Below are 26,855 nucleotides of genomic sequence, written 5' to 3'. Positions count from 1 at the left end.
GAGATTGTCATGCAACGTTATTTTACGAATGAAACAATCCAAGAAAATAATACAGTGACAATTTCAGGTGATGACGCGCATCATATGATTCAGGTGATGCGCATGTCTCCTGGAGATCAAGTATATGTAGTGGCAGATAGTAAGACGTATACGATGACGATTGTGGAAGGTACTTCTAAATCTGTCCTTCTACAAGTGGTTGAAATGCATGGGCAATCCAATGAAATGCCTATTAAAGTTTCTCTCGTCTGTGGTCTTCCAAAAGGTGATAAATTAGAATTGATCACGCAAAAAGCAACCGAATTAGGTATGCATACGCTTTATCCGTTTGAAGCTAAACGCTCTATTGTGAAATGGGATAAACAAAAAAATGAGAAAAAAATTGCGCGCTTACAAAAGATTGCTAAAGAAGCGGCAGAACAATCTCACCGCTCATTTATCCCACATATACATAATCCAATCTCTTTAAAAGAGCTTTTGGAAATTTCTAAAGCATACGATGTGAGATTTGTTGCGGATGAAGAAGATGCGAAGCTAGAAGACCGACAAAAATTTGCGGACCAATTGAAAAAAGTATATGATAAACAGTCGATACTGATCGTTTTTGGCCCAGAAGGCGGACTCGATCGTCAGGAAGTAAAACATTTACTAGAAAATGATTTTCAACCAATCGCTCTTGGACCAAGGATTTTACGAACAGAAACCGCTCCGTTATATGCGCTAGCTGCAATTTCCTATGAATATGAATGAAAGAGGTGTAAGGACTTGTCATCCGTTGCATTCCATACATTAGGCTGTAAAGTTAATCATTATGAAACAGAAGCTATATGGCAATTATTTAAAGAAAATGGTTATGACCGTACAGAGTTCGAAAAACAATCAGATGTTTATGTCATCAATACATGTACCGTAACTAATACTGGTGATAAAAAGAGTAGACAAGTAATTCGTCGTGCTATTCGCCAAAATCCAGATGCAGTTATTTGTGTAACTGGTTGCTATGCACAAACTTCTCCTGCTGAAATTATGGCGATTCCAGGAGTAGATATTGTTGTAGGTACACAAGAACGCACAAAAATGCTGGAGTATATTGAGCAGTACAAAACCGAGCGTAAACCAATTAATGCTGTAGGCAATATTATGAAGAATCGTGTATATGAGGAGTTAGATGTTCCTGCCTTTACGGATCGCACTCGTGCATCATTAAAGATTCAGGAAGGTTGTAATAATTTCTGTACATTTTGTATTATTCCTTGGGCTCGTGGACTAATGCGTTCTCGAGATCCAGAAGAAGTTGTTCGACAAGCACAACAATTGGTGGACGCTGGATATTTAGAAATTGTTTTGACTGGTATTCATACAGGTGGATACGGAGAAGATTTAAAAGATTATAATTTAGCACAGCTTTTAAGAGATATCGAAGCAAATGTAAAGGGATTAAAGCGACTTCGCATTAGTTCGATTGAAGCAAGTCAATTATCAGATGAAGTAATTGATGTATTAAGTGAATCGAAAATTGTTGTTAGGCATTTGCATATTCCCATACAATCTGGTTCAGATACGGTATTAAAAAGAATGCGCAGAAAATATACAATGGAGTTTTTTGCAAATCGATTAGATCGCTTAAGAGAAGCTCTTCCTGATTTAGCTATTACATCTGACGTGATTGTTGGCTTCCCAGGAGAAACAGAAGAAGAATTTATGGAAACGTTTAGTTTTATTCGTGATCAAAAGTTCTCTGAGCTTCATGTTTTTCCATATTCTAAGCGTACAGGTACACCTGCCGCAAGAATGGATGACCAAGTAGACGAAGATGTGAAAAATGAACGTGTTCACCGTTTAATTACGTTGAATGACCAACTAGCAGCAGAATATGCTTCCAGATTCGAAGACGAAGTCCTAGAGATTATCCCAGAAGAAAAACATAACTTAGATGGCCAAGCTAATTTAGTTGAAGGATACACGGATAATTATTTGAAGGTTGTTATTCCTGGCACAGATGAATTAATTGGGAAGCTAGTCCGTGTGAAAATCACAAAAGCTGGTTATCCATTTAATGAAGGTCAATTTGTCCGTGTACTAGATCAGATAGAAGAATTAGTTTAACCAATAAGCCTCCGATGGATGTTAGAGTCAGTGAGAATAATCTCACTGGCTTTTTTTTTAATTCTCTATTATGATGGAGAGGTACGTACAACTCGAGAGGGGAAAATTTAATGACTCAAAATATTGCTGCATTAATCGATCATACATTACTAAAACAAGACGCGACTAAAAAACAAATTGAAAAACTTTGTGAAGAAGCTAAAACAAATATATTTGCTTCTGTATGTGTAAATCCAACTTGGGTAAAGCTTAGTTCGACTTTATTACAAGATTCACCAGTAAAAGTATGTACGGTGATTGGTTTCCCACTTGGAGCAAGCACAACTGCTGTAAAAGCATTTGAAACAACAGATGCTATTGAAAATGGTGCGGATGAAATTGATATGGTTATAAACGTTGGAGCTTTAAAAGATCAAGATTATAACTTTGTACAAAGAGATATCGAAGCTGTAGTTGAAGCTGCAAAAGGAAAAGCGATTGTGAAAGTTATTTTAGAAACTTGCTTATTGACAGATGAACAAATTGCGAAAGCAAGTGAACTATCAAAAACTGCAGGTGCAGACTTTGTTAAAACTTCTACAGGATTCTCTACAGGAGGTGCTACAGTTAGCGCAGTGAAGTTAATGCGCGAAACAGTTGGACCTGACCTAGGAGTTAAAGCATCTGGGGGAGTTCGGAATCTGGAAGATCTACAAGCAATGGTAGATGCAGGAGCTACAAGAATAGGTGCAAGTTCTGGTGTAGAAATTGTACAAGGCTTGGAAAGTAAATCTAGTTATTAAATTACGGCTCGGCGTAATTCCGTCCTGATTTTGAATTGAGCTTGCTCAATTAACTCCTTTCAAAATCTGTGACATCCGCCGGATGCTTAGCTTGATTCAGTAGTTTTTAATTACGACGAGCTTGCGCAGGAGTAGGAATTTTAAACTTTTTACTGAATCAAGTTAAATTTAATTCAAAGTATTGACCAAGTCTAAAGTATACGGTATAATTTTTTAGTACATAACACTAGGTTATGTGCTTGACGTGTGTTCGGAGGGAGGGAAAAAGAGATGTCAAAAACTGTCGTTCGTAAAAACGAATCGCTTGAAGATGCTCTTCGCCGCTTCAAACGTACTGTATCTAAAAGTGGTACAATTCAAGAGGTAAGAAAGCGCGAGTTTTATGAAAAACCAAGCGTGAAACGTAAAAAGAAATCAGAAGCTGCACGTAAACGTAAGTGGTAATTTAATCCCAACCATCCCTACGTTCAAAACACGTACTGTATGATTAACATTTACAATTATCTAAACCGAGAAAATTTATTTTCTCGGTTTATTTTTTTTGCTAATTTATTCATAGGAATATTTATATATCATAACAAAAGAGTTTAATACATATGCTTATTTTTTTAGCAGAACACGGCTGTTGATTATCACATTAAAATTTCAGAAGAAATGCGAGAGGATCCCATTTTGCATTTGTACGTTTTTGGTTCGCTTTGGACGAAATGATCACTACATCATTACTTCCTGCTACACTATTTTCTATCATCCTGTTGTGGATATTTAAAGGAGCACAGTCTAAGTACGCGACATCGTGGTGCTCCTGCGCAAAGCTCGTCGCAAAATAAAAGAACATTTCGCAATGACTGTGTGACCTGCATCGTGCAGGCCTCCGTTACGTACCTACAACGCTCAAAAGAAAACCGAAATGGATTTGGAAAAGGAATGAATAGCTATATTTCTATTCATAGTGGAAGTGCCCGAAGATGCAATTTCGGGCACTCTATTTCTTTCTATCATGCATTCCTTGCTTATTTTTGCAGGGCTATTCTTTCATTTCCAAAAGCTTTGGCACTACTATTACAAGTAGATATGGAGAGTGACGGAGCAACGATTACCTTACGATTATGAAGGGATGCGATTTTATCGCATCCTTTCGCATCAAGAAATCCAGGTAATGATGTATAACTCGTTCAGTTCCAAGCACTCCAAAAGTAGCTATACATTGAGTGCCTAGTGTGTGATCAGCAATTTAATGGATACATTTGGTTAATTAACACTATTGATTACAGAACAAACATTGGTAATTGAGTGTTGGAATATATAGGATGATATTGAAATTTCAGTGATATAATGATGGGGGAGAATTATTAAATTTCGCTAAAGGGGAGAATAAGTTGAAACAGTTTATTCGAATATGTTGCATTGTATTTTTAGTCACTAGTTTACTAATCAGTGTGTTACCAGAAATAGCGCAAGCAGCCACTACTCAATCTGCAACAGTGAATACAAGTTTTGGATATGTCCGCGAGAAAGCTGATTTAACCTCTAAAAAGCTTGGAACAGTCGTTAAAGGTGATATCCTTACATTGTATAGTAGTTCGAAAACTTGGACAAAAATTGAATATAATAATTCAGTTGGGTATGTTTTGACGAAGCATTTAATTCTTCAGGAACTAAATGAAACATCTATAACAAAACAGGCAACAGTAAATATTGCCTCATTAAACGTTCGAGCAAAATCCTCTGTAACTTCCAAAAAATTAGGGTCCTTAAAAAAAGGAATGACTGTTTCCGTTTATAGTACATCAAAAGGCTGGGCTAAAATTGTATTTAACAATCAAACAGCTTATGTAAGCGAAAAATACTTAACATTTGTGAAAACAACCACTTTAAAACCGAAATTTGGCATTGTGCAAAAAGAAGTAGCCGCAACTAAATATTCGAGTCGTTCTTCAGCGGTAATTGATACTTTGTCTGAAAAAGTTTCCGTATATGTCTACGCTTCTAATAATGGGGTTAGTCGTATTGATTTAAATGGTACTCCAGCATTTGTGCCTACTTCTAGCTTAAAGTTGTATGACTTTGATAAAGTCTCTGCAAAGGTGAATAGAATGTATAAAGGTAGTAGCTTGGACTTATATGATTTATCTGTATTTTCTAAACCAATCAGGCAATATGAAAAAAAATCTGTAATCGGTAGATTAAGTCCAGACGAACAAATAACAATTCTATTGCCAAAAGATGCACCGAGATATGAAGTTGCCATTGTGGAGTATAAAGGGCAAATCGCGTATACACAGAAAGTAAACCTTTCCACTTTAGCAAATGATTCGACTGAGTTGGATGAAGCCGCGTATTATTCTACATTTGAAACGACAAAAACAGGCTACCAATATGGTATTAGAAACGGAGATACACTCGAGTCACTTATGGAGAAAATGGGAGAGCCAAAATCGATTGATAAAATGGAACAGGATAATTACTATTTGTATGAAGTTTTTCATTACGATAATTTACATGTAGGAATAGCTAAGAATACTAATACAATTACTTTTATGTACGAGTATTTTGAAAACGAAGAAGGGTATAATTCATCCGATATTCAAGCAGCCTTCCACATGTTTTCAGTTCGAAATCATACTAACCCTAAGTATGGTATAGTCATGGCTAATCGTTTTAGTGTTCATAACGGTGGGATCGGTGTGTATTTTATTAATCCAGGGCCGGTTGGAGTAGATAATTCTGTTGAATATATCAGAAACTATCAAGAAATTGTAAATTTGAAACTGGTAAAGGGAAAAGCAACTGGCTATCTTGTTGGTCAACCATTTGATGATGGTATTTAATATATTTGAGTTAACTTCATAAATAGTACTTTGTCATTAAAATACGAAGATTTATCACTTCTTTGATTGAAGAGGCAGGCGGCGACACCAGCGGGATGAGTAAGACAGATAAGCCATCACAAACGACGTGTGGCGGCGCTGATGGCTTATCGCTTACCCCGCGGAAAGCGTCCGCCTATAGCGAGCGGGAATCAACTATACTTTATTTCGCTTAAAATATATATTTAGTTCCCTTTAGTATTGCTCGTGTTTTTTATGTAAATTGGAATTATGAAATTGATTCATTTGTAAATAATTTTATTTTAAATGAAACTTTATTCGTTCTATTCCGTAAAGAGTACTATACATATAGAAGAAGGGAGGTTTATATGTGAAATTGTCTCGGTATTTTATTTCAATCTGTATGTTACTTTTGTCATTTAGTATAGTAATTCCTTCGTTTGCTGCAGAAACTACGGTAGTTTATAAAATTCCCGTATATAAAGAAGTGGAAAAAGGGTTATATGCTTTTTTGAAAAGGTCCATACATGATGCGGAAGAGGCAGGAGCCGAAGCAATAATCTTTGATATTAATACACCAGGTGGATTTGTAGATTCCGCGGAAGATATCATCAATTTATTAGATTCAACCTCCATTCGAAAAATCGCTTATATTAACTCCGAAGCATTATCAGCAGGTGCATACTTAGCGCTTCATACGGACGAAATATATATGTCGCCGAACGGTACGATTGGGGCAGCTGCTGTCATTGATAGCAGTGGAAATGCTGCGGATAAAAAAGCAACAAGTGCGTGGATAGCGAAAATGATCAATGCAGCAGAACTTACAGGAAAAGATCCAATTTACGCACAGGCAATGGCCGATGAGACTGTTCATCTTCCTGAGTATAGGGCGCCAAAGGGTGAATTGTTAACGCTTTCTTCTGCCGAAGCTTTAGAAGTGAAGTATTCGAATGGAACGGTCAGTTCTTTTGAGGAACTGCTAAAAGTGACGAATCTTTCCGGTGCGAAGGTTGTTGAAACGGAACAAGCATTTGTGGAATCACTAGCACGATTTGTTACGAATCCCATAATTGTGCCCATTTTATTATCCATTGCAAGCCTCGGATTAATTTTAGAGCTATACTCGCCGGGATTTGGAGTGGCAGGGACCATGGGACTTATCTCACTTGGTCTGTTCTTTTTCGGCCATTTAGTAGCCGGTCTAGCTGGTTATGAAACAATTATTATCTTTATTATCGGAGCAATTTTAATAATTGCAGAATTCTTTTTACCCTTTGGAATTAGTGGTATATTAGGGGTAATAGCTATTATTTTTAGTATAATACTAGCTGGAGGCGATCTTGTACAAATGAGCATCGCTGTTTTAATTGCATTAACAGTTGCTATATTAGGAATGGTGATTATGATGAAGTTCTTTCGAAAAGGACTAAAAGCATTGAATAAAGTGATTTTGACTGATGCAACTACAACAGAACAAGGGTATGTATCTAATCAAAATCGATTGGATTTAGTCGGCAAATTAGCCGAAACTATGACACCACTTAGACCTGCTGGAACTATACGTATAGGTAATGAGCGTATTGATGCAGTATCTGATGGAAGTTTTATTGGGAAAGACAAACTGGTTAAAATTATTAAGGTAGAAGGCTCTCGAATTGTTGTTCGAGAAGCTACAGAAGGGGAGGCAACATAATGTTTACAGGAACTACAATTGGACTAATAGTGGTGATTGTTTTAGCATTCATTTTGTTATCGGTATTTTTCACATTTTTCCCGATAGCACTATGGATTTCCGCATTAGCAGCGGGAGTTAAGATTAGTATTTTTACACTTGTAGGGATGAGGTTACGCCGAGTAATTCCATCGCGTATCGTAAACCCTTTGATTAAAGCACATAAAGCTGGATTGCAAGTTTCGATCAATCAACTGGAAAGTCACTACTTAGCAGGTGGTAACGTAGACCGCGTTGTAAATGCTTTAATTGCCGCACATCGTGCTAATATTGAACTAACATTTGAACGTGCAGCAGCGATTGATTTAGCAGGGCGTGATGTATTAGAAGCAGTACAAATGTCTGTTAACCCGAAAGTAATTGAAACACCGTTTATCGCTGGTGTTGCAATGAACGGTATTGAAGTAAAAGCGAAAGCACGTATTACAGTTCGAGCGAACATCGATCGTTTAGTCGGTGGTGCAGGAGAAGAAACGATCGTTGCCCGTGTTGGTGAAGGGATTATCAGTACAATTGGGTCAAGTACGAGTCATGAACGAGTGCTAGAAAACCCGGATTTAATCTCTCAAACTGTTTTAGGAAAAGGATTAGATTCAGGTACTGCATTTGAAATTCTATCGATTGATATAGCGGACGTTGATATAGGTAAAAACATCGGTGCTGAACTACAAACAGAACAAGCAGAAGCAGATAAGAAAATTGCGCAGGCTAAAGCAGAAGAACGTCGTGCAATGGCTGTAGCATCTGAGCAAGAGATGAGAGCGAAAGTAGTAGAAATGCGCTCGAAAGTAGTAGAAGCAGAAGCTTCTGTTCCTTTAGCGATGGCAGAAGCACTTCGCGAAGGAAATATTGGGGTAATGGACTACATGAATTATAATAATATTAAAGCCGATACTGGTATGAGAGACTCCATCAGTAAAGTTGGAGGAGATAAACCTTCTACTGATGAGTTAAAAGACTAGTTATCATGAAGAAAGGAGGTCTTCTCCTTGGAATCATTAATTATTTTCGCTGTCATTGGTATTATTAGCGCGTTGTTTGGCAAAAAAAAGCAGGAGCAAAAACCTGCTCCAAAACCATTTACAGCTACTCCTCAGCGAAAGCCTGTAGCCGACAATCCGTTTAAAAACTTAGGGGATCTAGCAAAGGAATTTAAGCGGGAACAGCAAGCTGAAATGGAACGAAAGAGACCTGTTTTGAAAGAAAAGCCAGTAGCTAAACCGGTAGTTATTGCTCCAAGCACTGTAGAAAGACCTCAACGTGAGGTTAGCCGAGATCAAGGTGTTGCCAGAACCTCTGGTCGCTTATCTGTCCATCAGGAAAATAAGGCTTCCTTAAATAGTGGTAAACCAATTGTTCATAGCATTTTACCGAATACAAAAGATGAACTTGTTCGTGCGATTATTTTCTCGGAAATATTAGCACCTCCAAAATCTAAAAGATAACTCATGAACACCCCTTTACATGCATAAATTCATGTAAAGGGGTGTTTTTTATAAAACAATTATTTCCACTCCATGCGAGTATTATGATTGATAATTTCAGCGATATTATATTAGATTACGAAATTACCCTTCTTCGGTTGAACGAAAACAGCTTAGTATGTTCTTACAATCAGTATCTTTTAGAAATAAATGCTGAAAATTTACAAATAAAGTCTCTATCCATTGATCGACTTCATTTACATGTAGAAAAGCTTAACTATTTCAACCTAACTAGGAAGGATAAAACGTAATGCCACAGCTTATTCAAGTTCAAGTACCAGCAAAAACAGATCAGTATGTATTGTTTCAGCGTTTATTAGCAGCGAATATCGAAGTGTTTCGAATATATAGTTCAGAACAACACTTATTTTTTTCTATACAACGTAAAGATTTAAAATCCTTTCGAAAAGTTAGAAAAACAATGAAGATACCAGTTCAATTAGTAGATGAATCAACAAATGGAATAATATCTTTTTATTCTTTTTCTGTTATAGGTGTAGCATTATTAATAATAATTCCAGTTGTTTTAGCTCAATTTATATGGACAATTAATATCGATTCACATTCACCTGAAAGCAATGTCCTTATTTATGAACAGTTAAAAGAAATAAAAATTCAAGAAAAAATGCTTTCTTCATCTCTGCCACCGGAACAAGAAATAAGACAAAAAATTCTTTTAAAACATAAAGAGTTTTCATGGGTACACTTTAATCAGTCTGGTTCTACTTTTACTGTTTCTCCTATGTTAGCTCCAATTCAAACCGAACGAAAAATAAAAGAACCTCCACCTTCTCACTTAATTGCTAAACGAAGCGGTATAATAACGGATTTTGATTTAGTAAAAGGGGTAAGGGCAGTTGAAAAAAATGTCGCTGTAAAAAAAGGAGATATAATTGTTCATGGTTTTGTTACTCAAGGAGATAAAAGAATTATTACGAGTGCAGAAGGAAAAGTGTATGCAAGTTATTGGATAGAACTCAGCTTTGAGCTACCTAAAAAGGTAATCATAGTAAGACCGGCTGAACGAGAATTTTTAATTCAGAAAAAAAGTAATGCGAAACAACCCTATTGGAAAGAGATTGCACTTCCTGCACCTCTTCAAAATTATTTTAAAGCTGGATATGTTCAAAAAAATATCGAAGCATCATACGAATTAAATGAACAATCAATCGACCAGTTAATACGACCTCTGCTCTTTCAAAAATTAGTAAATGAAATGCCATCTGGGACTCAAATATTGGAAGATAAAGTTTTACAGGTATCCATACAAAATGATAAAGTAAATGGGAAGATCTTATTATTGATAAATGAAAATATTGCAATACCACAAGTTATACCCTAAGGAGACGAAGCATGAGCGATCAAAAACAACTGGATATAAATTTGCAAGATCCCACAGAGGCGGTAATGCTTCTAGGTATATCAGATAAAAATGTAAAGCTTATTGAAGAGGAACTAAAGGTACAACTCATCACAAGAGGCGAATTAATACAAATTGTTGGTGAACCGGATAATGTAGAAGAGGCAAAAAAATTAATGGTACAACTTCTTGCAGTTATTCGAAAAGGGATCAACATTAATTTAAGAGATGTTTCTTCTGCAATTGAAATGAGCTTAAATGGAACAATTGAATATTTTTCAAGTCTATATGATGAAGAAATTGCAAGAAATACAAAAGGAAAAGCGATTCGTGCGAAAACAATTGGTCAACGGGAATATATACAGGGTATACGTCACACCGATTTAACTTTTGGGATTGGCCCAGCAGGTACTGGAAAAACATATCTTGCGGTTGTAATGGCTACCCAAGCTTTAAAAAATGCACATGTGAAAAAAATCATTTTAACGCGCCCTGCGGTAGAAGCAGGTGAAAGCCTAGGTTTCTTACCTGGAGACTTAAAAGAGAAGGTAGACCCATATTTACGGCCTTTATATGACGCATTGCATGATGTGTTGGGTACTGAACAAACAGAACGTCTAATGGAACGTGGAACAATTGAAATTGCACCACTTGCTTATATGCGTGGAAGAACACTTGATGATGCTTTTGTTATTTTAGACGAAGCCCAAAACACAACGAAAGCTCAGATGAAAATGTTTTTAACACGTCTTGGTTTCGGTTCGAAAATGGTCATTACTGGTGATAAAACACAAGTTGATTTACCAAAGGGAGCAGAGTCCGGATTAACGGTGGCGGAGAAAATTTTACAAAAGGTTTCTGGCATTCATTTTCAATATTTAGAGCAAGGAGATGTCGTTCGACACCCTCTTGTAGCGAAAATAATCCAAGCATATGAAGAAGAAAAATAATCATTCTATTTGAATCAAAGAAGCAACCGTCGGATAGTAGACAGTTGCTTCTTTTCATTTTGGAATTATTAGTGAATTGTTCAAATAATAAGGTATAATAAAAGAACTAGTTGTGAAGGGAATGAGGTTGAATGAAAACAATTATGTTGAAATGGAGAGGATGGCGCGAAAGTAAGTATCTCCCATTAGCCATCATTCTCTTAACCTCGGTTTGCATGTTTTTATTAATAATAGGAAATGTAAAAGAAAATAAATATGATATAAAACCGTTTCAACTCGCCCCTGATACAATCCGTTCTGTTAAAACAATGGAGGATCCATTGAAGACGGAAGAAGAACGTGAGAAAGCTGAATTGGAGGTTCTTCCAGTTTATCAATTTCAAGAAGAAACCTCTGATAATCAAACTGCAATTATGGAATCCATTTTTGATAGTGTGATAGAAGTAAAGAAACTTCCGCCAACAGAAGCTGATCAAGAAGGGAAGAATGAACCGTTAGACAAGCTTAAAAAGGAAATGAATGTACTATCTGACAATGCAAGTTATGTTCCTTTAAGTGATGAAATGTTAAATGTTTTACTGAAGCAGACTTCTCCTTCCCTTAAAATAACAAAAGAGAAACTATCTGTCCTTGTAGAGGAAGCATTGAATAAACCAATTCGCTCAGAAAATATTACTAGTGAGCGAGAGCAAATTGCCCAACAGGTAAGAAGGACGTTTAATTATTCTGATGATTACATGAATGTGCTTCTATTTATTGCGAGAGGAACCATTGTAGCAACAGAAGTAATAAATGAAGAGCAAACCCAGCTTCGCGTAGAACAAGCGAAAGCAAGTGTCGATCCGACTAGAATTTTACAGGGGCAAATACTTGTACAAAAAGGAGAAATTATCGACAAGGAAGTCTATAGACAACTGGAACTACTTGGTATGCTTACAAATAAAGCATCTAAAGCATCCTATAAGCCGTATATTGGAGTCGGACTATTTGTCATACTTACCATGTGGGTATTATTTGGACAAACCATACATCGTCGAGAAAAAACGATTAATAATACAAAAAACTTGATCGTTGTAGCTTTTAGTTTAATTGTTTCCGTATTAATGATGAAAGTGTTACAATCAGTTGCGAATAATTTTGATGTAATTATTGCGTTTTTATTTCCAACAGCAATAGTTTCCATGCTTGTTTATTTATTAGTAAATGAACGTGCGGCATTAATGACAAATTTTGTTGTATCAGCGTATGCAGGAATAATTTTTCAAGAAGGTTATACAAATGTGTTTCAAATGGAAATATCGTTATACATATTATTTGGAGGGATTGCAGGAATATTTGCTATGCAGCGCATGTACAATAATTCTCAAATATTACGCTCCAGTTTAATTGTTGCTTCGGTTAATACTTTATTTATTGTCTTTTATATATTAATGACGAAAACGACGTATGAATTTACGGATATTTTATTTTATGTTGGAGCAGCTGTGCTGTCAGGTATCTTATCAGGAGCGTTAACAATTGGGATTTTACCGTTTTTTGAGTCTGTATTCGGTATTTTGTCAACAATGAAACTGATTGAACTATCTAACCCAAATCATCCCTTACTAAAAAAAATATTAACGGAAACTCCTGGCACGTATCATCATAGTTTAATGGTCGCAAACTTAGCGGAAGCGGCTTGTGAAGTGATTGGAGCGAATGGATTGCTTGCACGAGTTGGCTGTTATTATCACGATGTTGGTAAGACAAATCGTCCTGGATTTTTTATTGAAAACCAAATGAATGGGTATAACCCGCATGATAACTTACCTCCTGAAGCTAGTCGCGATATTATTATTGCACATGCAGAAGATGGTGCGAAAATTTTACAAAAACATAAATTACCAAAAGAAATAGTAGATGTGGCGGCGCAGCATCATGGTACAAGTTTTCTAAAATTCTTTTACTATAAAGCAAAAGAAACAAATGAAAGTATATCGGAAGAAAGTTTTCGATATCCGGGACCAAAGCCTCAAACGAAAGAAATTGCTATAATTTCGGTAGCTGATAGTGTGGAAGCTGCAGTTCGTTCGATGAAAGAGCCAAATGCAGAGAAAATTCAAAAATTAATTCAATCAATTATTAAAGACAAAATATTAGATGGGCAATTTGATGAATGTGATTTATCTTTACGAGAAATAAAAAAAATGGAAGAAAGCTTCTGCTCTACGATGAACGGTACATTTCATTCGCGAATTGAATACCCAAAATAGAAATGTTAGGAGAAAAAAATTATGTTAGAACTCGATTTAATGGACGAAACAAATACATTATCAGAAGAGACGATTGCCTTAGTCGAAAAAGTATTGCAATCTGCAGGGGAACAATTAGACATAAAAGAGGGTAGTGAAGTAAGTGTTACTTTTGTAACAAATGATGTCATTCAAGAAATTAATAAAACATATCGTAAGAAAGATATGCCGACAGATGTGATTTCTTTTGCAATGGAAGAAATGGGTGAAGGGGAAATGGAAATACTAGATGCGGACATTCCAACAATGCTAGGAGATATTGTTATATCTGTTGAACGTACGATAGAACAAGCAGAATCATATGGACACTCATTTGAACGAGAGCTATGCTTTTTAGCTGTTCATGGTTTTTTACACTTACTTGGATATGACCACGGTACGGAAGAACAAGAAATAGAGATGTTCGGTTTGCAAGAAACGATTTTACAAGCTTTTGGCTTGATGCGTGAAGGCCATGAACTTTCCTAAGTTTTTTAAGGCATTTGCATTTGCGTCTCAAGGAGTTGTGCATGCACTTAAAAGTGAACAAAATTTCCGTTTTCATCTAGGGGCAGCCATTATAGTATTGTGTGCAGGTTGGTTCACTGGACTGTCAAAATGGGAATGGATAATCATAGTGTTATTAATATTCGGGATGTTCATGATAGAATTAGTAAATGCGTCTATTGAACGTGTAGTTGATCTAACTTCTCCCGAGTTACATCCACTTGCAAAACAAGCGAAGGATTTAGCAGCTGGAGCTTGTCTAGTATATGCAATTGGTACGGTGATCGTTGGTTTAATCATATTTATCCCGAAATGGTCGGGAATCTTATTTTAGAGGTGTGAATGTATGAACAGAGAAAAATTATTAGAAGCTTCCAAAACAGCAAGAGAAAAAGCATATGTACCATATTCAAAATTTCCGGTTGGTGCTGCCTTACTAACGAAAGACGGGGAAGTTATTCACGGTTGTAATATTGAGAATGCATCGTATGGACTGACTAACTGTGCAGAGCGTACTGCTATTTTTAAAGCGGTATCAGAAGGGAAAAAAGAATTTTCAGCAATTGCTATTGTTGGAGATACAGAAGGTCCCATTTCTCCATGTGGAGCGTGCAGACAGGTTTTAGCGGAATTTTGTCCTGGAAATATGCCAGTTTATTTAACCAATTTAAAAGGAAATGTATTAGAAACAACGGTATCAGAATTGTTGCCAGGAGCTTTTACAACGGAGGATTTAGATTATGCAGCAAAACAATGAAGGTTTTAAATCAGGATTTATATCGATTATCGGAAGACCTAATGTAGGTAAATCCACATTTTTAAATCGAGTAGTTGGGCAAAAAATTGCCATTATGAGTGATAAACCCCAAACAACTAGAAATAAAGTACAAGGCGTAGTAACGCAAGATAATAGTCAAATGATTTTTATCGATACACCTGGGATCCATGTTCCAAAGCATAAGCTTGGTGACTTTATGTTGAAAGTTGCTAAGAACACTTTACGTGAAGTAGATGTCATTTTGTTCATGGTAAATGCAACTGAACCAAGAGGTAAAATTGATGAATATATTATGGAAATGCTTGAACATAACGAAACACCTGTTTTTCTTATTATCAATAAAATCGATCAAATACATCCAGACGAATTAGTAAAAATTGTGGACTCGTATAAGAGCAAGTATAATTTTGCAGAGATAATTCCTATTTCTGCCTTACAAGGAAATAACGTAGATAGACTTCTTGAAACCATTCAAAAGTATTTACCAGAAGGTCCTCAATATTATCCTGCAGATCAAGTAACAGATCATCCTGAACGATTTATCATTTCTGAAATGATTCGTGAAAAGGTGCTCCATTTAACTAGAGAAGAAATTCCACATTCCATTGCAGTAATTATTGATAAAATAAAAAAAGAAGAAGACACGGAAAAAGATATGATTCGCGTCCAAGCAACCATTATTGTTGAAAGAGATTCCCAAAAAGGAATTGTCATCGGGAAAAAGGGAGCACTATTAAAAGAAGTTGGAACGAGAGCGCGACATGATATCGAAATGTTACTTGGTACGAGAGTATTCTTAGAGCTTTGGGTGAAAGTACAAAAAGATTGGCGTAATAAATCAACCCATTTGAGAGACTACGGTTTTAGAGATGACGAGTACTAAAAAATAAGGAAGCACTGAGGCTTCCACATATAGTGAAGAAGGAAGGGAAGGCTTTTGCTTCAAAAAGTAGAAGGGATTGTCTTACGGACTTCATCATATGGAGAAACAGATAAAATAGTCACTATTTTTTCGCGAGAACTTGGAAAGAGAGCGGCGATGGCTCGTGGGGCAAAAAAACCGACGAGCCGGCTGTCCTCTATATCTCAGCCTTTCACGTATGCCTATTTTCTAATTCAACAAGGTAGAGGAATGGGAACACTACAGCAAGGCGAGATCATCGACTCGATGCGCTCTATTCGTGAAGATATTTTCACTACCGCATACGCCAGCTTTATAATGGAACTAGTTGATAAGCTAATAGATGATGAGTATCCGAAACCGCATGTGTTTACTATTTTGCAACAAGCGTTGGAAGCTATTTCGCAAGAATATGATCCGGAAGCAATTAGTTTATTTGTTGAGTGGAAAATGCTACCTATCGCAGGGATTCATCCTGTGTTACATCAATGTGTTAATTGTGGTGCGACAGATGGAGAGTTTGCATTTTCTTTTGCCCAAATTGGCTTTCTTTGTCACAGATGCTTTTCGATTGATCCGTATTTAATACGACTGACACCTGCGCAGGTCAAACTTATCCGGACTTTTTATACGGTTCCGATTAACCAGGTTGGAAAGCTTTCCTTAAAAAAAGAGTCAAAAGGGTTTATTAAAAAAATAGTTCGTACAATCTATAATGAGCAAGTCGGTATTCGTTTGAAATCGCAAGGTTTTTTAGATCAAATGGAGAAGACACCTGAGTTTTTCAATCCAAAAAAAGATCCAAGTTCAGAATAATTCTTCTGACTTGGATCTTTTTCTGTCATTTAATGTCACGGCTGTTGATTATCCAATTTGCCCCATTAATATTTCACATTAAATGCGCAAGGTATCCATTTTGCACTTGTACGTTTTTGGTTCGCTTTGGATGGAATGATCACTAGTCCCTATGGAGAGTGACAGATGAACGACTACCACACGATTATCGAAAAAAGAAGGGAGGAAAGTGACGCTAGTCACTTTTCTCCCTTCTAAACTATCACCACTTGGCAATGTTGTACCACACGTCCCGTCCAAAGCACTGTGAAAACGTGCGTAAACAGGTTTGGCTTTTAAAGGACGCTTAAAGCTATTTTTAAAATTGTAGATGGCTTTCAATATATGCTTTTACATCTGCGATTGGCATTCTTGTTTGTTCCATAGAATCACGGTGACGTACTGTTACTTGACCATCTGTTTCAGAGTCGAAATCGTATGTGATACAGAATGGTGTACCAATTTCATCTTGACGACGGTAACGTTTACCAATAGACTGTGACTCGTCATAATCTACCATAAAGTGTTTGCTTAAGTCTGCAAATAAAGATGTCGCACCTTCAGATAATTTTTTAGATAAAGGTAGAATCGCTGCTTTTACAGGTGCAAGTGCAGGATGGAATCGTAATACAGTACGCGTGTCATCGCCTTCCAGTTGCTCCTCGTCGAAAGCTTCACATAGGAAAGCAAGTGTAACACGGTCTGCTCCTAAAGAAGGTTCGATGCAATATGGTACATATCTCTCGTTTGTTACTGGATCAATATAGTTAAAATCTTCACCAGAATGCTCCATATGCTGTTTTAGGTCAAAATCAGTTCTATCGGCAATACCCCATAGCTCGCCCCAACCAAATGGGAATTTAAATTCGATATCTGTTGTAGCATTGGAGTAATGAGAAAGTTCGTCTTCAGAGTGGTCACGTAAACGAATGCTATCCTCTGCAACGCCTAATTTTAATAACCAATCTTTACAATAGTTGCGCCAGAATTGGAACCATTCCATATCTTCACCTGGTTTACAGAAAAATTCTAATTCCATTTGCTCGAATTCTCTTGTACGGAATGTGAAGTTACCTGGTGTAATTTCGTTACGGAAACTTTTACCTACTTGTGCAATACCAAATGGCATTTTTTTACGCATCGAACGTTGGACATTTTTGTAGTTAACAAAAATACCTTGTGCAGTTTCAGGTCGTAAGAAAATTTCATTTGTTGAAGCTTCAGTCACACCTTGGAACGTTTTGAACATTAAATTGAACTGGCGAATTTCTGTGTAGTCAAAAGCACCACATGATGGACACACGACATTATGTTCTTTCATGATTTCTTCCATTTTCTCGAATGAAAGACCGTCAATAACCATTTCAATCCCTTTTTTCTCAAGTGCATCTTCAATAATTTTATCGACACGGTGTCGTGATTTACACTTTTTACAGTCAATCATAGGATCGTTAAAATTACCGATATGTCCAGAAGCAACCCATGTTTTCGGGTTCATTAAAATTGCAGCGTCTAAGCCTACATTATAAGGAGATTCTTGAACAAATTTTTTCCACCATGCTTTTTTTACATTGTTTTTTAATTCCACACCTAGTGGACCGTAATCCCAAGTGTTCGCCAATCCGCCATAAATTTCAGACCCTGGGAAAACAAATCCTCTTTGTTTAGCCAAGCTTACTACGTTTTCCATTGTAAATTTCATATAAAGACCTCCATGTTATTTTATAAATGCTCTTAAAAGGAAAAATAGAGACAAAAAAACTCGTCTCCGGGCCATATTAGCCCGGGGACGAGTTTAATACCCGCGGTTCCACCCCGATTGATTGTAAAAACAATCCTCTTTAAAAGCATAAGCTCCGAGCTGCCGTTTTCCTGTCATGTGGACTTTCACTACCTCCACTCGCTACTGGTACAGTACTTATAATGCTCTTCAACGCTTTATTATTTGTTGCTATTGTATCACGAGCTTCTTTACTTCGCAATAACGGTTAATATAGTATATAATAAATGAGTATTAGTATAACACTTTGAGGCGGTGAGTCCAATCGAACTCAACAAACGGCAAGTCGAAATTTTGGACATTGTAAAAGGAAACGGCCCTATTACTGGTGAACAAATTGCAGAACGACTTAAATTAACTAGGTCTACTCTTAGACCAGATCTTGCTATTTTAACAATGGCTGGATTTCTTGATGCTCGCCCGCGCGTTGGATATTTTTATTCTGGCAAAAAAACAAGCCAAGCAATTTCCGATAGTATTGCACAAATGCTCGTAAAGGATTTTCAGTCTATCCCAATCGTGGTGGATGAAAGTATGACTGTATATGATGCAATCTGTCATATGTTTTTAGAAGACGTAGGATCATTATTCGTCATTGATAAAAAATCACTATTATCTGGTGTTCTTTCGAGAAAAGATTTTCTACGCACTAGTATAGGTAATCAGGATTTAAATATGATCCCAGTACATATGATTATGACAAGAATGCCAAATATTACGTACTGTTCAAAAGAAGATACGATTATCGAGGTAGCAAATAAATTAATGAGTCGTCAAATTGATTCATTACCAGTTGTAAAAACGCGAGAAGATGGATTAGAGGTAGTTGGGAGAATTACGAAAACGAATATTACACGAGCTTTCTTATCTTTAGCTGAAGACCATGATCTATGAGGAGTGAAACGATGAAAATGCTAAACCTGTTTATAGTCTCAGATTCTATCGGAGAAACGGGCGAACTAGTAGCAAAAGCGGCAATAAGTCAATTTAGACCTGGTCTACAACATACAAAATTGAAAAGATTTCCTCATATTGATTCTTTGGATCATATTAAAGAAATTACGGAACTGGCAAATGAACAAAAGGCAATTATTTTGTATACACTTGTTCAGAAGGGCATGCGAGATGCACTTATCAAATATTGCGATCTGTATAATTTAGAATCGGTTGATTTAATTGGTCCAGTAATCAATTTATTGGAGAAAAATTTAGAAGAAAAGGCTTTTGAAGAGCCTGGATTAGTTCGGAAGTTAGATGAAGATTATTTTAAGAAAATCGAAGCAATTGAATTTGCAGTAAAGTATGATGATGGTAGAGATCCAAGAGGCGTATTACAAGCAGATATTGTTTTAATAGGCGTTTCTCGCACTTCTAAAACACCATTATCCCAGTATTTAGCGCATAAAAGATATAAAGTTGCTAATGTGCCACTTGTTCCAGAAGTGGAGCCACCAGAGGAGCTTTTCTTAGTAGATCCTGCTAAATGCTTCGGATTAGTTATTACTCCAGAAAAATTAAACACGATTCGCAAAGAAAGATTAATAGCTATTGGTTTAAATGATGATGCAAGTTATGCTAAAATAGATCGTATAAACGATGAAATCGCCCATTTTGAAAAAATCGTAAAAAAAATAGGGTGTAGAGTAATCGATGTAACAAATAGAGCAGTAGAAGAAACTGCTAATGTAGTGATTAATCATGTACAGCAAAAATAATTTTATGATATAAAAGCCGATTCACATTTGTGAAAAGGTTTTTTTGTATGGAGAATCGAATAAAGTATAGATTAATAAAATAAAATGTTTTATAATAGTTATTTGTGGAAAAAGGATAATAGCTATATGAAACTTTTTTTTGAATTATTTTGTCGATTCTTGCAGGATTTTTCTTGATTCTCTCGAATTAATACAAAGTAGCAAGTAAAGCTGGTGAAATAATGACAAATCGTATAGAAGAACAAGTTATCGAACAAGTTAGAAATAACACAGATATTGTCGATGTAATTAGTGAATATGTTCAACTTACGAAAAGAGGTAGAAATTATTTTGGCCTATGTCCCTTTCACGGTGAACAAACACCCTCTTTTTCAGTAACCCAAGAAAAACAAATTTTTCATTGTTTTGGATGTGGGGCTGGCGGAAACGTAATTACATTTTTAATGGATATCGAAAATCTGTCTTTCCAAGATGCAGTAAGTAAACTTGGAAGTCGAATAGGTTTAACGATCGAAGAAAGCTCCTCCAATAATTCAGAAGTAAAAGCACCTATCTCAAAAGAAGTGTCAATCATGAAAAAAGCGCATGAATTTGCAAGCGATTATTTTCACCATTTACTACTTCATACGGAGGAAGGGGAAAATGCATTAAATTACTTAGAAGAAAGAGGGTTTTCTGCACAACTTATCGAAAAGTATAAAATAGGTTGGTCACTTCCTAATTGGGATGCTCTAACGACCTTATTAGAACGAAAAGGTATGGATTTACAAGAAATTGAGAAAACTGGGCTCATTATCAGAAAAGAAAATGAATTAAAGTATTTTGATCGTTTTCGAGGAAGAATAATGTTTCCCGTCTTTGATGAAACTGGGCAAGTAATTGCTTTTTCTGGAAGAATACTTGAGAAAAATGAAAATGAAGCAAAGTATTTAAATAGTCCAGAATCTCCTATTTTCCAGAAAAGCCAAGTACTTTATAACTTAGATAAAGCTAGACTAGAAATTCGAAAGCAACGCAATGTCGTTGTTTTTGAAGGTTTCTTAGATGTGATTGCAGCATCTAAAGCTGGAATAGAAAATGGCGTTGCAACAATGGGAACTGCATTGACGTCTCAACATATAACAAAACTGAATAGATTAACCTCAAACGTCACACTATGTTATGACGGAGATAAAGCTGGTATGGAAGCGGCTAAAAGAGCAGCAAACTCTTTGCAAGCTCAAAACATTCAAACTGAAGTCGCAATCATACCAGATGCAATGGATCCAGATGATTATATTAAAAACTATGGGGAAGAGGCTTTTCAAACGAAAATTATTGAAAAGCCCCATTCTTATTTATCTTTTATGATGATTGTTTCGAAAAGAGACAAAAATTTTAATAATGAAAACGATACGCTGCAGTATATTCAAGAGATCTTGGAAATACTGAGTGAAAGAAACTCTTCCGTAGAGCGTGACCTATATATTCGACAACTTTCGCAAGAGACGAATGTATCAGAAGAAGCAATTTATCAGCACTTACGAAAACTGCAAGGAAAAAAGGCAAAACAATTTAAGAATGAGCAGTCCGATCCTCTGCCAACTCAGCAAGTGATGACTAAAAAGAAGAGGACTATATCGGCAGATGAAAGAGCAGAAAGAATTCTACTTTCTCATATGCTTCACAATGCACAAGTAATTGATATAGCTCGAAATAGTAGTGGGGAACAATGTTTTATTAGAGATGCCTACGAGGCAGCTTATGTAAGATTAACTGGATATTATGAAGATTATCCAGACGGCGACTATCAGCGATTTTTAGAAGTACTAAACGATGCAGAGCTTAGAAAAATAGTTATGGAAGCAGCGCTCTCAGAACGTGATCCAGATCATGAAACAGAGGAAGTCATGGACTGTTTGCGCCATATTCGAAAATACCGGATAGAGCAACAAATTGAACGGAAGTTACAGGAAGCAAAAGAAGCAGAGAAAATGGCTGACATGGCAAAAGCACTAAAACTAGCCCAAGAGGCGATTCAGTTGAGAAAATCTTTAGCAACTTTTGTGTAATTATCCGGTAGTAAAAGGAGGAATTCTTATGGCGGACAAGTCTGAACGTACAAAAGAAACGGATATTGAATTATCATTAGCAGAAGCAAAAAAACAATTAATCGAACTAGGTAAAAAAAATGGTGAGTTAACTTATCACGATATAGCAGAGAAACTTGCTTCCTTTGACTTGGAATCCGATCAAATCGAAGAGTTCATTGATCACCTAGAAGGTAAGGGGATTGAACTTGGCCGAAAAGATGGCGATGAAGAAGACTTAGACCGTTTAATGAAAGGAAAAGAAGAAGAAACTTTCGATCTAAACGATTTAAGTGTTCCTCCTGGTGTAAAAATTAATGATCCAGTGCGTATGTATTTAAAAGAAATAGGTCGTGTTGATTTATTAAAAGCATCTGAAGAAATTGCATTGGCTGAACGAATTGAACAAGGTGATGAAGAAGCTAGAAAACGTCTAGCAGAAGCGAATCTTCGATTAGTAGTAAGTATTGCTAAGCGTTACGTTGGTCGAGGTATGCTTTTCTTAGATTTAATCCAAGAAGGTAATATGGGACTTATTAAAGCGGTTGAGAAGTTTGACCATCGTAAAGGGTTCAAATTTAGTACGTATGCAACGTGGTGGATTAGACAAGCGATCACTCGTGCGATTGCGGACCAAGCTAGAACCATTCGTATTCCTGTGCATATGGTTGAAACAATTAATAAATTAATACGTGTGCAACGTCAATTACTACAAGACTTAGGTAGAGAGCCCTCTCCAGAAGAAATTGGGGAAGAAATGGATTTACCTGCAGAAAAAGTACGTGAAATTTTAAAAATTGCGCAAGAGCCTGTTTCATTAGAAACTCCTATAGGAGAAGAAGATGATTCCCATTTAGGTGATTTTATCGAAGATGCGGACGCTCAATCTCCATCAGATCATGCAGCTTATGAGCTTTTAAAAGAGCAATTAGAAGATGTGTTAGATACATTAACAGACAGAGAAGAAAATGTACTACGCCTTCGTTTTGGTTTAGATGATGGACGTACGAGAACACTCGAAGAAGTAGGTAAAGTATTTGGTGTTACACGTGAACGTATTCGTCAAATTGAAGCGAAAGCTTTACGTAAACTTCGTCATCCATCTAGAAGTAAACGTCTTAAAGACTTTTTAGAATAGAATTGAAAGATATCCACTATCTTAAGAGCGCAATGCAAAGAGGATAAAAACATCCAGTTTCATAATAAAAACGCCCCCAAATTATGTAAAAACATAAATTGGGGGCGTTTTTATTGAATATGAATGATAGATTCTTGCAGTGCCCCTAAAGGCTGTCTTTTTTTCAATCTAGTTTAAATGGTATACTATTGTCAATTGTATAATGAAATGAGGACGTGTAATGTCACTTCAGCGTAAACAAATCATCTTAAATGAAATAGCTTTCTGGAAGAAAAATAAGCTTCTTCCGGAACATTATTGTGATTTTTTAATCGCATTGTATGCACAAGGAGAATTAGTAGAACAAGAGAAACCTACCAAAGCTATACTTGCAAAAGAGAAGAAGAATATGTTACTACCAGTGGCTATTGGAATCTTGACAGGCCTATTACTAGTGGCACTAATATTTATGTCTTCTGCTGTTTTGATTCCTATTATTGGTTCTGGAATTGCTGTTTTCGCATTCTTATACATAGCAATTAAACTAGCAAAAACGAAATCGATTATGACTCCACTATTATTCGTATTTTCCGCATTACTACTTTTAGGATTGTCTTTTAAAGTATGGGACATTTATTTTGATAATTATCCTCTCATGTTGGTTGGATTAATCATCGGAAATTGTTTACTATGGCTATTTTCCGGATTACTACTGAAACTAGTGTATTTCAGCATTTCTGGCATTTTAGGAATTGTACTTATAGTATTCTACTTTTTTAAAATTTATCTTTAATGAATTTAGCTAAAACACCAACTGATTAACAAAAATCAGTTGGTGTTTTGTGCGTCGAAACAGCTAATCAAGCAGTACATCTTTTGTTGAATCAAATAAAGGGTGAACTAAGTACTGGATGAGAAGCATGTTTATCGCTTTCAAGCGTAAACTAGTGCACTATATAAAATTAATTGATAGAAAATTGGATAAATATAGAATTGGGGTTCTCTTACTCTTAAGTTTATTTATCTAATAAAATCTGTCTTTCAAGTTCTTTTATACTTGGACTTGGAGAACAGATTTTTTATATACTGTAAATTTACAGTTTTTTTAGTATAATAAGAATGTAAGCGTTTTTTTACAAAGGGGATGGAAGAGATGAATTTCGATTTGACGCAAGAACAGCAAATGATACGAAAAACAATTCGTCAGTTTGCAGATGAAGTGGTTGCTCCTGGTGCAATGGAGCGAGATAAAACAAAAGCATTTCCAAAAGAAATCTTCAAACAGTTAGCCGACATGGGGATGATGGGCTTACCGTTTGCAGAGGAGTATGGTGGAGCAGGTGCAGACACCATAAGTTTTGCGATTGTCACAGAGGAGCTAAGTCGAGCATGTGCTTCGACCGGTATTACGTATTCTGCTCATATTTCATTAGGTGGTTCTCCTATAAGTTTGTTTGGAACAGAAGAGCAAAAGCAAAAATATTTAGTTCCAATATGTACAGGTGAATCTTTTGGTGCTTTCGGATTAACAGAGCCTAATGCTGGATCAGATGCTGGAGGAACGCAAACGACTGCAAAAGAAGATGGTAATGATTTTGTGATAAATGGAAATAAAGCATTTATTACAAATGCTACCTATGCAAAACATTTAGCACTAACAGCTATTACAGATATAAAGAATGGGGAAAAAGAAATTTCTGCCATAATTGTACCAACTGATGCAGATGGATTTACAGTTATAGATAACTATGAAAAAATGGGATTAAATGCTTCTAATACAACTGAGTTAGTTTTAGAAAATGTTCGAGTTCCACAAGAAAATTTACTTGGTAAACGAGGAAATGGATTTAGACAATTTTTAGTTACGTTAGACGGTGGACGTATTGGTATCGGTGCTATGGCAGTAGGAATTGCGCAAGCTGCTTTTGATCGTGCGATTCGCTATTCAAAGGAGCGTAAACAATTTGGTAAAACACTTTCTGAATTCCAAATAACGCAGTTCAAGTTAGCGGATATGGCAATGAAACTCGAGCTAGCTCGAACGATAGTATACAAAGCGGCTTGGTTAAAGGACCAAGGTCGTGCATTTGGTAAAGAAGCTTCCATGTGTAAGTTATATGCTTCCGAAATTGCCATGGAAATAGCAGACCAAGCAATTCAAATTCATGGTGGCTACGGTTATATGAAAGAATATGAAGTAGAACGTTTTATGAGGGATGCTAAACTATTAGAAATAGGTGAAGGTACCTCGGAAGTACAACGTATGGTAATCGCAAGGCATTTAGGTTGTTAGTTTAATAATGTGTCGAAATTGTCACAAAGTAAGAAAACTTCCTCTTTAGGCTTTTCGTTTTCATTAGAATGCAGTACAATATTAGTGTTGACTAATTCTATTAGAAAAGATTGTATTTAGAGGGAGGGTTAACAATGCAAAAGAATCCAATAATTCCATTTATCTTAATCATGGCATTTGGTATCGGTCTAATTTTCTTCTTATCTGTTGATGGAGTAAATAATAAAGAAGAAATGGCAACGGAGCATGCTGCTGAAGGTGGCGGTGAAGAAGCGGCAGCAGGTAACTTTGATCCTGAAGCTCTTGCTCAAGGTAAATGTATCGGTTGTCACGGTAACAGTTATGAAGGTGGTGTGGGACCAAAATTAGTAGGAACTGCACTTTCTGAAGAGGAAATTAAAGAAGTATTAGCAAACGGTAAAGGCGCTATGCCACCTGGCTTAGTACCAGAAGAAAACCTAGACGCTATGGCTGCTTGGGTTAAATCTTTAGAGTAATCAAAAATTCTAATAAAAAGGCCTCGGATTCTGTAAAAGAATCGAGGTCTTTTTTACTTGAATGGTGCGTAAGTATAAAATTTTACTCTTAGAGATTACAGGCGTCATACGCTTTTCTTTGCTATAATGTTAAAAGAAGAGGTGTTTACTATTGAATGCAAAAAATTTATCGGAAAGACTAAAAACGGTCGCTTCCTTTGTTGAAAAAGATGCTATTTTAGCGGATATTGGAAGTGATCATGCCTATTTACCTTGTTACTTAGTGCATGCAGGAATAATTTCAAACGCAATTGCGGGTGAGGTTGTAAAAGGACCTTTTGAATCGGCACAAAAGCAAGTGAAAAGTGAAAATTTAGAAGAAAATATAGATGTACGATTTGGAAACGGTCTAGAAGTTGTAAAAGAAGAAGACAATGTAGGCACCATTACAATTGCCGGAATGGGAGGTCCACTAATTGCTTCTATTTTAGAAGCAGGAAAGAAAAAACTCTCTACAGTGGATACATTAATTTTACAACCCAACATTCATGCGAAAGCAATTCGGGAATGGGCAATAAATGAGAAGTGGAAAATTGTAAATGAAACGATACTAGAAGAACATGATAAGATTTATGAAATTCTAGTACTTAAAAAAGGCAAAATGGAACTGACGGATCAAGAACTGTTAGTAGGCCCTATGCTGCTGAAAGAAAAATCACCTGTTTTTAAGAAAAAATGGAAGAATGAAATAAACGAATGGCAACGAATTATTGACCAGTTAAATAATATACCATTAACAATAGATGTTCAGTCAAAGAAAGAGGAACTGCAGACAAAAGTCGCATTGGTGAGGGAGTTGCTATAAAA

General features: G+C 36.2%; 25 protein-coding genes. 24 read left to right on the top strand and 1 reads right to left on the bottom strand.

What is annotated here, in order from left to right; genetic code table 11:
* Positions 1-9: 9 nt before the first annotated feature.
* The 16 genes from MHB48_RS12810 (at position 10) to recO (ending at position 16,520) form a co-directional block, all read left to right on the top strand.
* A complete protein-coding gene (locus tag MHB48_RS12810) occupies positions 10-750 on the top strand; it encodes a 16S rRNA (uracil(1498)-N(3))-methyltransferase (protein ID WP_340921945.1) in 741 nt (246 codons plus the stop codon).
* Between the two features lie 15 nt (positions 751-765).
* Positions 766-2,106, top strand: a complete 1,341-nt coding sequence (gene mtaB, locus MHB48_RS12805; protein WP_342598432.1) for a tRNA (N(6)-L-threonylcarbamoyladenosine(37)-C(2))-methylthiotransferase MtaB — start codon at positions 766-768, stop codon at positions 2,104-2,106.
* 110 nt (positions 2,107-2,216) lie between these two features.
* Positions 2,217-2,888: a deoxyribose-phosphate aldolase gene (gene deoC, locus MHB48_RS12800; RefSeq protein ID WP_342598431.1), complete on the top strand. Its 672-nt coding sequence runs from the start codon at positions 2,217-2,219 to the stop codon at positions 2,886-2,888.
* 270 nt (positions 2,889-3,158) lie between these two features.
* Positions 3,159-3,332, top strand: a complete 174-nt coding sequence (gene rpsU / locus MHB48_RS12795; RefSeq protein WP_004227078.1) for a 30S ribosomal protein S21 — start codon at positions 3,159-3,161, stop codon at positions 3,330-3,332.
* A 935-nt stretch (positions 3,333-4,267) separates the two neighbouring features.
* Positions 4,268-5,719 (top strand): SH3 domain-containing protein, encoded by a 1,452-nt coding sequence (locus MHB48_RS12790; protein ID WP_342598430.1) that lies wholly within the window; start codon positions 4,268-4,270, stop codon positions 5,717-5,719.
* A 403-nt stretch (positions 5,720-6,122) separates the two neighbouring features.
* Positions 6,123-7,415, top strand: coding sequence for a nodulation protein NfeD (locus tag MHB48_RS12785; RefSeq protein ID WP_342601380.1), 1,293 nt, complete (start codon positions 6,123-6,125; stop codon positions 7,413-7,415).
* Positions 7,415-8,416 carry a flotillin-like protein FloA gene (gene floA, locus MHB48_RS12780; protein WP_340921936.1) on the top strand — a complete coding sequence of 334 codons (1,002 nt, stop codon included), beginning with the start codon at positions 7,415-7,417 and terminating at the stop codon, positions 8,414-8,416. The genes MHB48_RS12785 and floA overlap by 1 nt, the downstream gene beginning before the upstream one ends.
* A gap of 27 nt (positions 8,417-8,443) precedes the next feature.
* A complete protein-coding gene (locus MHB48_RS12775) occupies positions 8,444-8,899 on the top strand; it encodes a hypothetical protein (RefSeq protein WP_342598429.1) in 456 nt (151 codons plus the stop codon).
* A gap of 289 nt (positions 8,900-9,188) precedes the next feature.
* The gene (locus tag MHB48_RS12770; protein ID WP_342598428.1) at positions 9,189-10,280 is read left to right on the top strand and encodes a sporulation protein YqfD; all 1,092 of its coding nucleotides are present in this window, start codon (positions 9,189-9,191) and stop codon (positions 10,278-10,280) included.
* An 11-nt stretch (positions 10,281-10,291) separates the two neighbouring features.
* Complete coding sequence (locus MHB48_RS12765) at positions 10,292-11,248, top strand: PhoH family protein (RefSeq protein WP_340921930.1); 957 nt, start codon at positions 10,292-10,294, stop codon at positions 11,246-11,248.
* 131 nt (positions 11,249-11,379) lie between these two features.
* Positions 11,380-13,500: an HD family phosphohydrolase gene (locus MHB48_RS12760; protein ID WP_342598427.1), complete on the top strand. Its 2,121-nt coding sequence runs from the start codon at positions 11,380-11,382 to the stop codon at positions 13,498-13,500.
* Between the two features lie 18 nt (positions 13,501-13,518).
* Positions 13,519-14,007, top strand: coding sequence for an rRNA maturation RNase YbeY (gene ybeY, locus MHB48_RS12755; RefSeq protein WP_342601379.1), 489 nt, complete (start codon positions 13,519-13,521; stop codon positions 14,005-14,007).
* Positions 13,994-14,359, top strand: coding sequence for a diacylglycerol kinase family protein (locus MHB48_RS12750; RefSeq protein WP_340921924.1), 366 nt, complete (start codon positions 13,994-13,996; stop codon positions 14,357-14,359). Before ybeY ends, MHB48_RS12750 begins: the two co-directional genes overlap by 14 nt.
* Before the next feature lie 12 nt (positions 14,360-14,371).
* A complete protein-coding gene (locus tag MHB48_RS12745) occupies positions 14,372-14,782 on the top strand; it encodes a cytidine deaminase (RefSeq protein WP_342598426.1) in 411 nt (136 codons plus the stop codon).
* Positions 14,766-15,686: a GTPase Era gene (gene era / locus MHB48_RS12740; protein ID WP_342598425.1), complete on the top strand. Its 921-nt coding sequence runs from the start codon at positions 14,766-14,768 to the stop codon at positions 15,684-15,686. The genes MHB48_RS12745 and era overlap by 17 nt, the downstream gene beginning before the upstream one ends.
* 54 nt (positions 15,687-15,740) lie before the next feature.
* Positions 15,741-16,520: a DNA repair protein RecO gene (gene recO, locus MHB48_RS12735; RefSeq protein ID WP_340921918.1), complete on the top strand. Its 780-nt coding sequence runs from the start codon at positions 15,741-15,743 to the stop codon at positions 16,518-16,520.
* Between the two features lie 337 nt (positions 16,521-16,857).
* Here recO and MHB48_RS12730 read toward each other — a convergent pair whose 3' ends face one another.
* Entirely contained in the window at positions 16,858-18,240 is a 1,383-nt protein-coding gene (locus MHB48_RS12730; RefSeq protein ID WP_342598424.1) for a glycine--tRNA ligase, read from the bottom strand.
* A 333-nt stretch (positions 18,241-18,573) separates the two neighbouring features.
* Here MHB48_RS12730 and MHB48_RS12725 point away from each other — a divergent pair, with 333 nt between their 5' ends.
* The 8 genes from MHB48_RS12725 to MHB48_RS12690 all read left to right on the top strand — a co-directional run bounded on the left by MHB48_RS12725 (position 18,574) and on the right by MHB48_RS12690 (position 26,853).
* A complete protein-coding gene (locus tag MHB48_RS12725) occupies positions 18,574-19,212 on the top strand; it encodes a helix-turn-helix transcriptional regulator (protein WP_342598423.1) in 639 nt (212 codons plus the stop codon).
* Positions 19,213-19,223: 11 nt separating this feature from the next.
* Positions 19,224-20,033, top strand: coding sequence for a pyruvate, water dikinase regulatory protein (locus tag MHB48_RS12720; protein WP_342598422.1), 810 nt, complete (start codon positions 19,224-19,226; stop codon positions 20,031-20,033).
* 221 nt (positions 20,034-20,254) lie between these two features.
* Positions 20,255-22,084 (top strand): DNA primase, encoded by a 1,830-nt coding sequence (gene dnaG, locus MHB48_RS12715; protein ID WP_342598421.1) that lies wholly within the window; start codon positions 20,255-20,257, stop codon positions 22,082-22,084.
* Between the two features lie 28 nt (positions 22,085-22,112).
* Positions 22,113-23,240 (top strand): RNA polymerase sigma factor RpoD, encoded by a 1,128-nt coding sequence (gene rpoD, locus MHB48_RS12710; protein ID WP_342598420.1) that lies wholly within the window; start codon positions 22,113-22,115, stop codon positions 23,238-23,240.
* A gap of 220 nt (positions 23,241-23,460) precedes the next feature.
* Positions 23,461-24,012, top strand: a complete 552-nt coding sequence (locus MHB48_RS12705; protein ID WP_342598419.1) for a hypothetical protein — start codon at positions 23,461-23,463, stop codon at positions 24,010-24,012.
* 360 nt (positions 24,013-24,372) lie between these two features.
* The gene (locus tag MHB48_RS12700) at positions 24,373-25,512 is read left to right on the top strand and encodes an acyl-CoA dehydrogenase family protein (RefSeq protein WP_342598418.1); all 1,140 of its coding nucleotides are present in this window, start codon (positions 24,373-24,375) and stop codon (positions 25,510-25,512) included.
* 134 nt (positions 25,513-25,646) lie between these two features.
* On the top strand, positions 25,647-26,009 hold the full coding sequence (gene cccA, locus MHB48_RS12695; RefSeq protein ID WP_342598417.1) for a cytochrome c550: 363 nt from the start codon (positions 25,647-25,649) through the stop codon (positions 26,007-26,009).
* Between the two features lie 151 nt (positions 26,010-26,160).
* The gene (locus MHB48_RS12690) at positions 26,161-26,853 is read left to right on the top strand and encodes a tRNA (adenine(22)-N(1))-methyltransferase TrmK (protein ID WP_342598416.1); all 693 of its coding nucleotides are present in this window, start codon (positions 26,161-26,163) and stop codon (positions 26,851-26,853) included.
* The last annotated feature ends 2 nt before the right edge of the window (positions 26,854-26,855 follow it).

This window comes from Psychrobacillus sp. FSL H8-0483 (assembly GCF_038637725.1).
Taxonomy (GTDB): Bacteria; Bacillota; Bacilli; order Bacillales_A; family Planococcaceae; genus Psychrobacillus.
This window is presented reverse-complemented; position numbering and strand designations above follow the sequence as displayed.

What these genes read in the sequence shown, in the direction of transcription:
- MHB48_RS12810 (WP_340921945.1), top strand. Translation starts at nt 10, where the DNA reads ATGCAACGTTATTTTACGAATGAAACAATCCAAGAAAATAATACAGTG.
- deoC (WP_342598431.1), top strand. Translation starts at nt 2,217, where the DNA reads ATGACTCAAAATATTGCTGCATTAATCGATCATACATTACTAAAACAA.
- rpsU (WP_004227078.1), top strand. Translation starts at nt 3,159, where the DNA reads ATGTCAAAAACTGTCGTTCGTAAAAACGAATCGCTTGAAGATGCTCTT.
- MHB48_RS12785 (WP_342601380.1), top strand. Translation starts at nt 6,123, where the DNA reads ATGTTACTTTTGTCATTTAGTATAGTAATTCCTTCGTTTGCTGCAGAA.
- floA (WP_340921936.1), top strand. Translation starts at nt 7,415, where the DNA reads ATGTTTACAGGAACTACAATTGGACTAATAGTGGTGATTGTTTTAGCA.
- MHB48_RS12770 (WP_342598428.1), top strand. Translation starts at nt 9,189, where the DNA reads ATGCCACAGCTTATTCAAGTTCAAGTACCAGCAAAAACAGATCAGTAT.
- MHB48_RS12765 (WP_340921930.1), top strand. Translation starts at nt 10,292, where the DNA reads ATGAGCGATCAAAAACAACTGGATATAAATTTGCAAGATCCCACAGAG.
- MHB48_RS12760 (WP_342598427.1), top strand. Translation starts at nt 11,380, where the DNA reads ATGAAAACAATTATGTTGAAATGGAGAGGATGGCGCGAAAGTAAGTAT.
- MHB48_RS12750 (WP_340921924.1), top strand. Translation starts at nt 13,994, where the DNA reads ATGAACTTTCCTAAGTTTTTTAAGGCATTTGCATTTGCGTCTCAAGGA.
- MHB48_RS12745 (WP_342598426.1), top strand. Translation starts at nt 14,372, where the DNA reads ATGAACAGAGAAAAATTATTAGAAGCTTCCAAAACAGCAAGAGAAAAA.
- era (WP_342598425.1), top strand. Translation starts at nt 14,766, where the DNA reads ATGCAGCAAAACAATGAAGGTTTTAAATCAGGATTTATATCGATTATC.
- MHB48_RS12730 (WP_342598424.1), bottom strand. Translation starts at nt 18,240, where the DNA reads ATGAAATTTACAATGGAAAACGTAGTAAGCTTGGCTAAACAAAGAGGA.
- MHB48_RS12720 (WP_342598422.1), top strand. Translation starts at nt 19,224, where the DNA reads ATGAAAATGCTAAACCTGTTTATAGTCTCAGATTCTATCGGAGAAACG.
- dnaG (WP_342598421.1), top strand. Translation starts at nt 20,255, where the DNA reads ATGACAAATCGTATAGAAGAACAAGTTATCGAACAAGTTAGAAATAAC.
- rpoD (WP_342598420.1), top strand. Translation starts at nt 22,113, where the DNA reads ATGGCGGACAAGTCTGAACGTACAAAAGAAACGGATATTGAATTATCA.
- MHB48_RS12705 (WP_342598419.1), top strand. Translation starts at nt 23,461, where the DNA reads ATGTCACTTCAGCGTAAACAAATCATCTTAAATGAAATAGCTTTCTGG.
- MHB48_RS12700 (WP_342598418.1), top strand. Translation starts at nt 24,373, where the DNA reads ATGAATTTCGATTTGACGCAAGAACAGCAAATGATACGAAAAACAATT.
- cccA (WP_342598417.1), top strand. Translation starts at nt 25,647, where the DNA reads ATGCAAAAGAATCCAATAATTCCATTTATCTTAATCATGGCATTTGGT.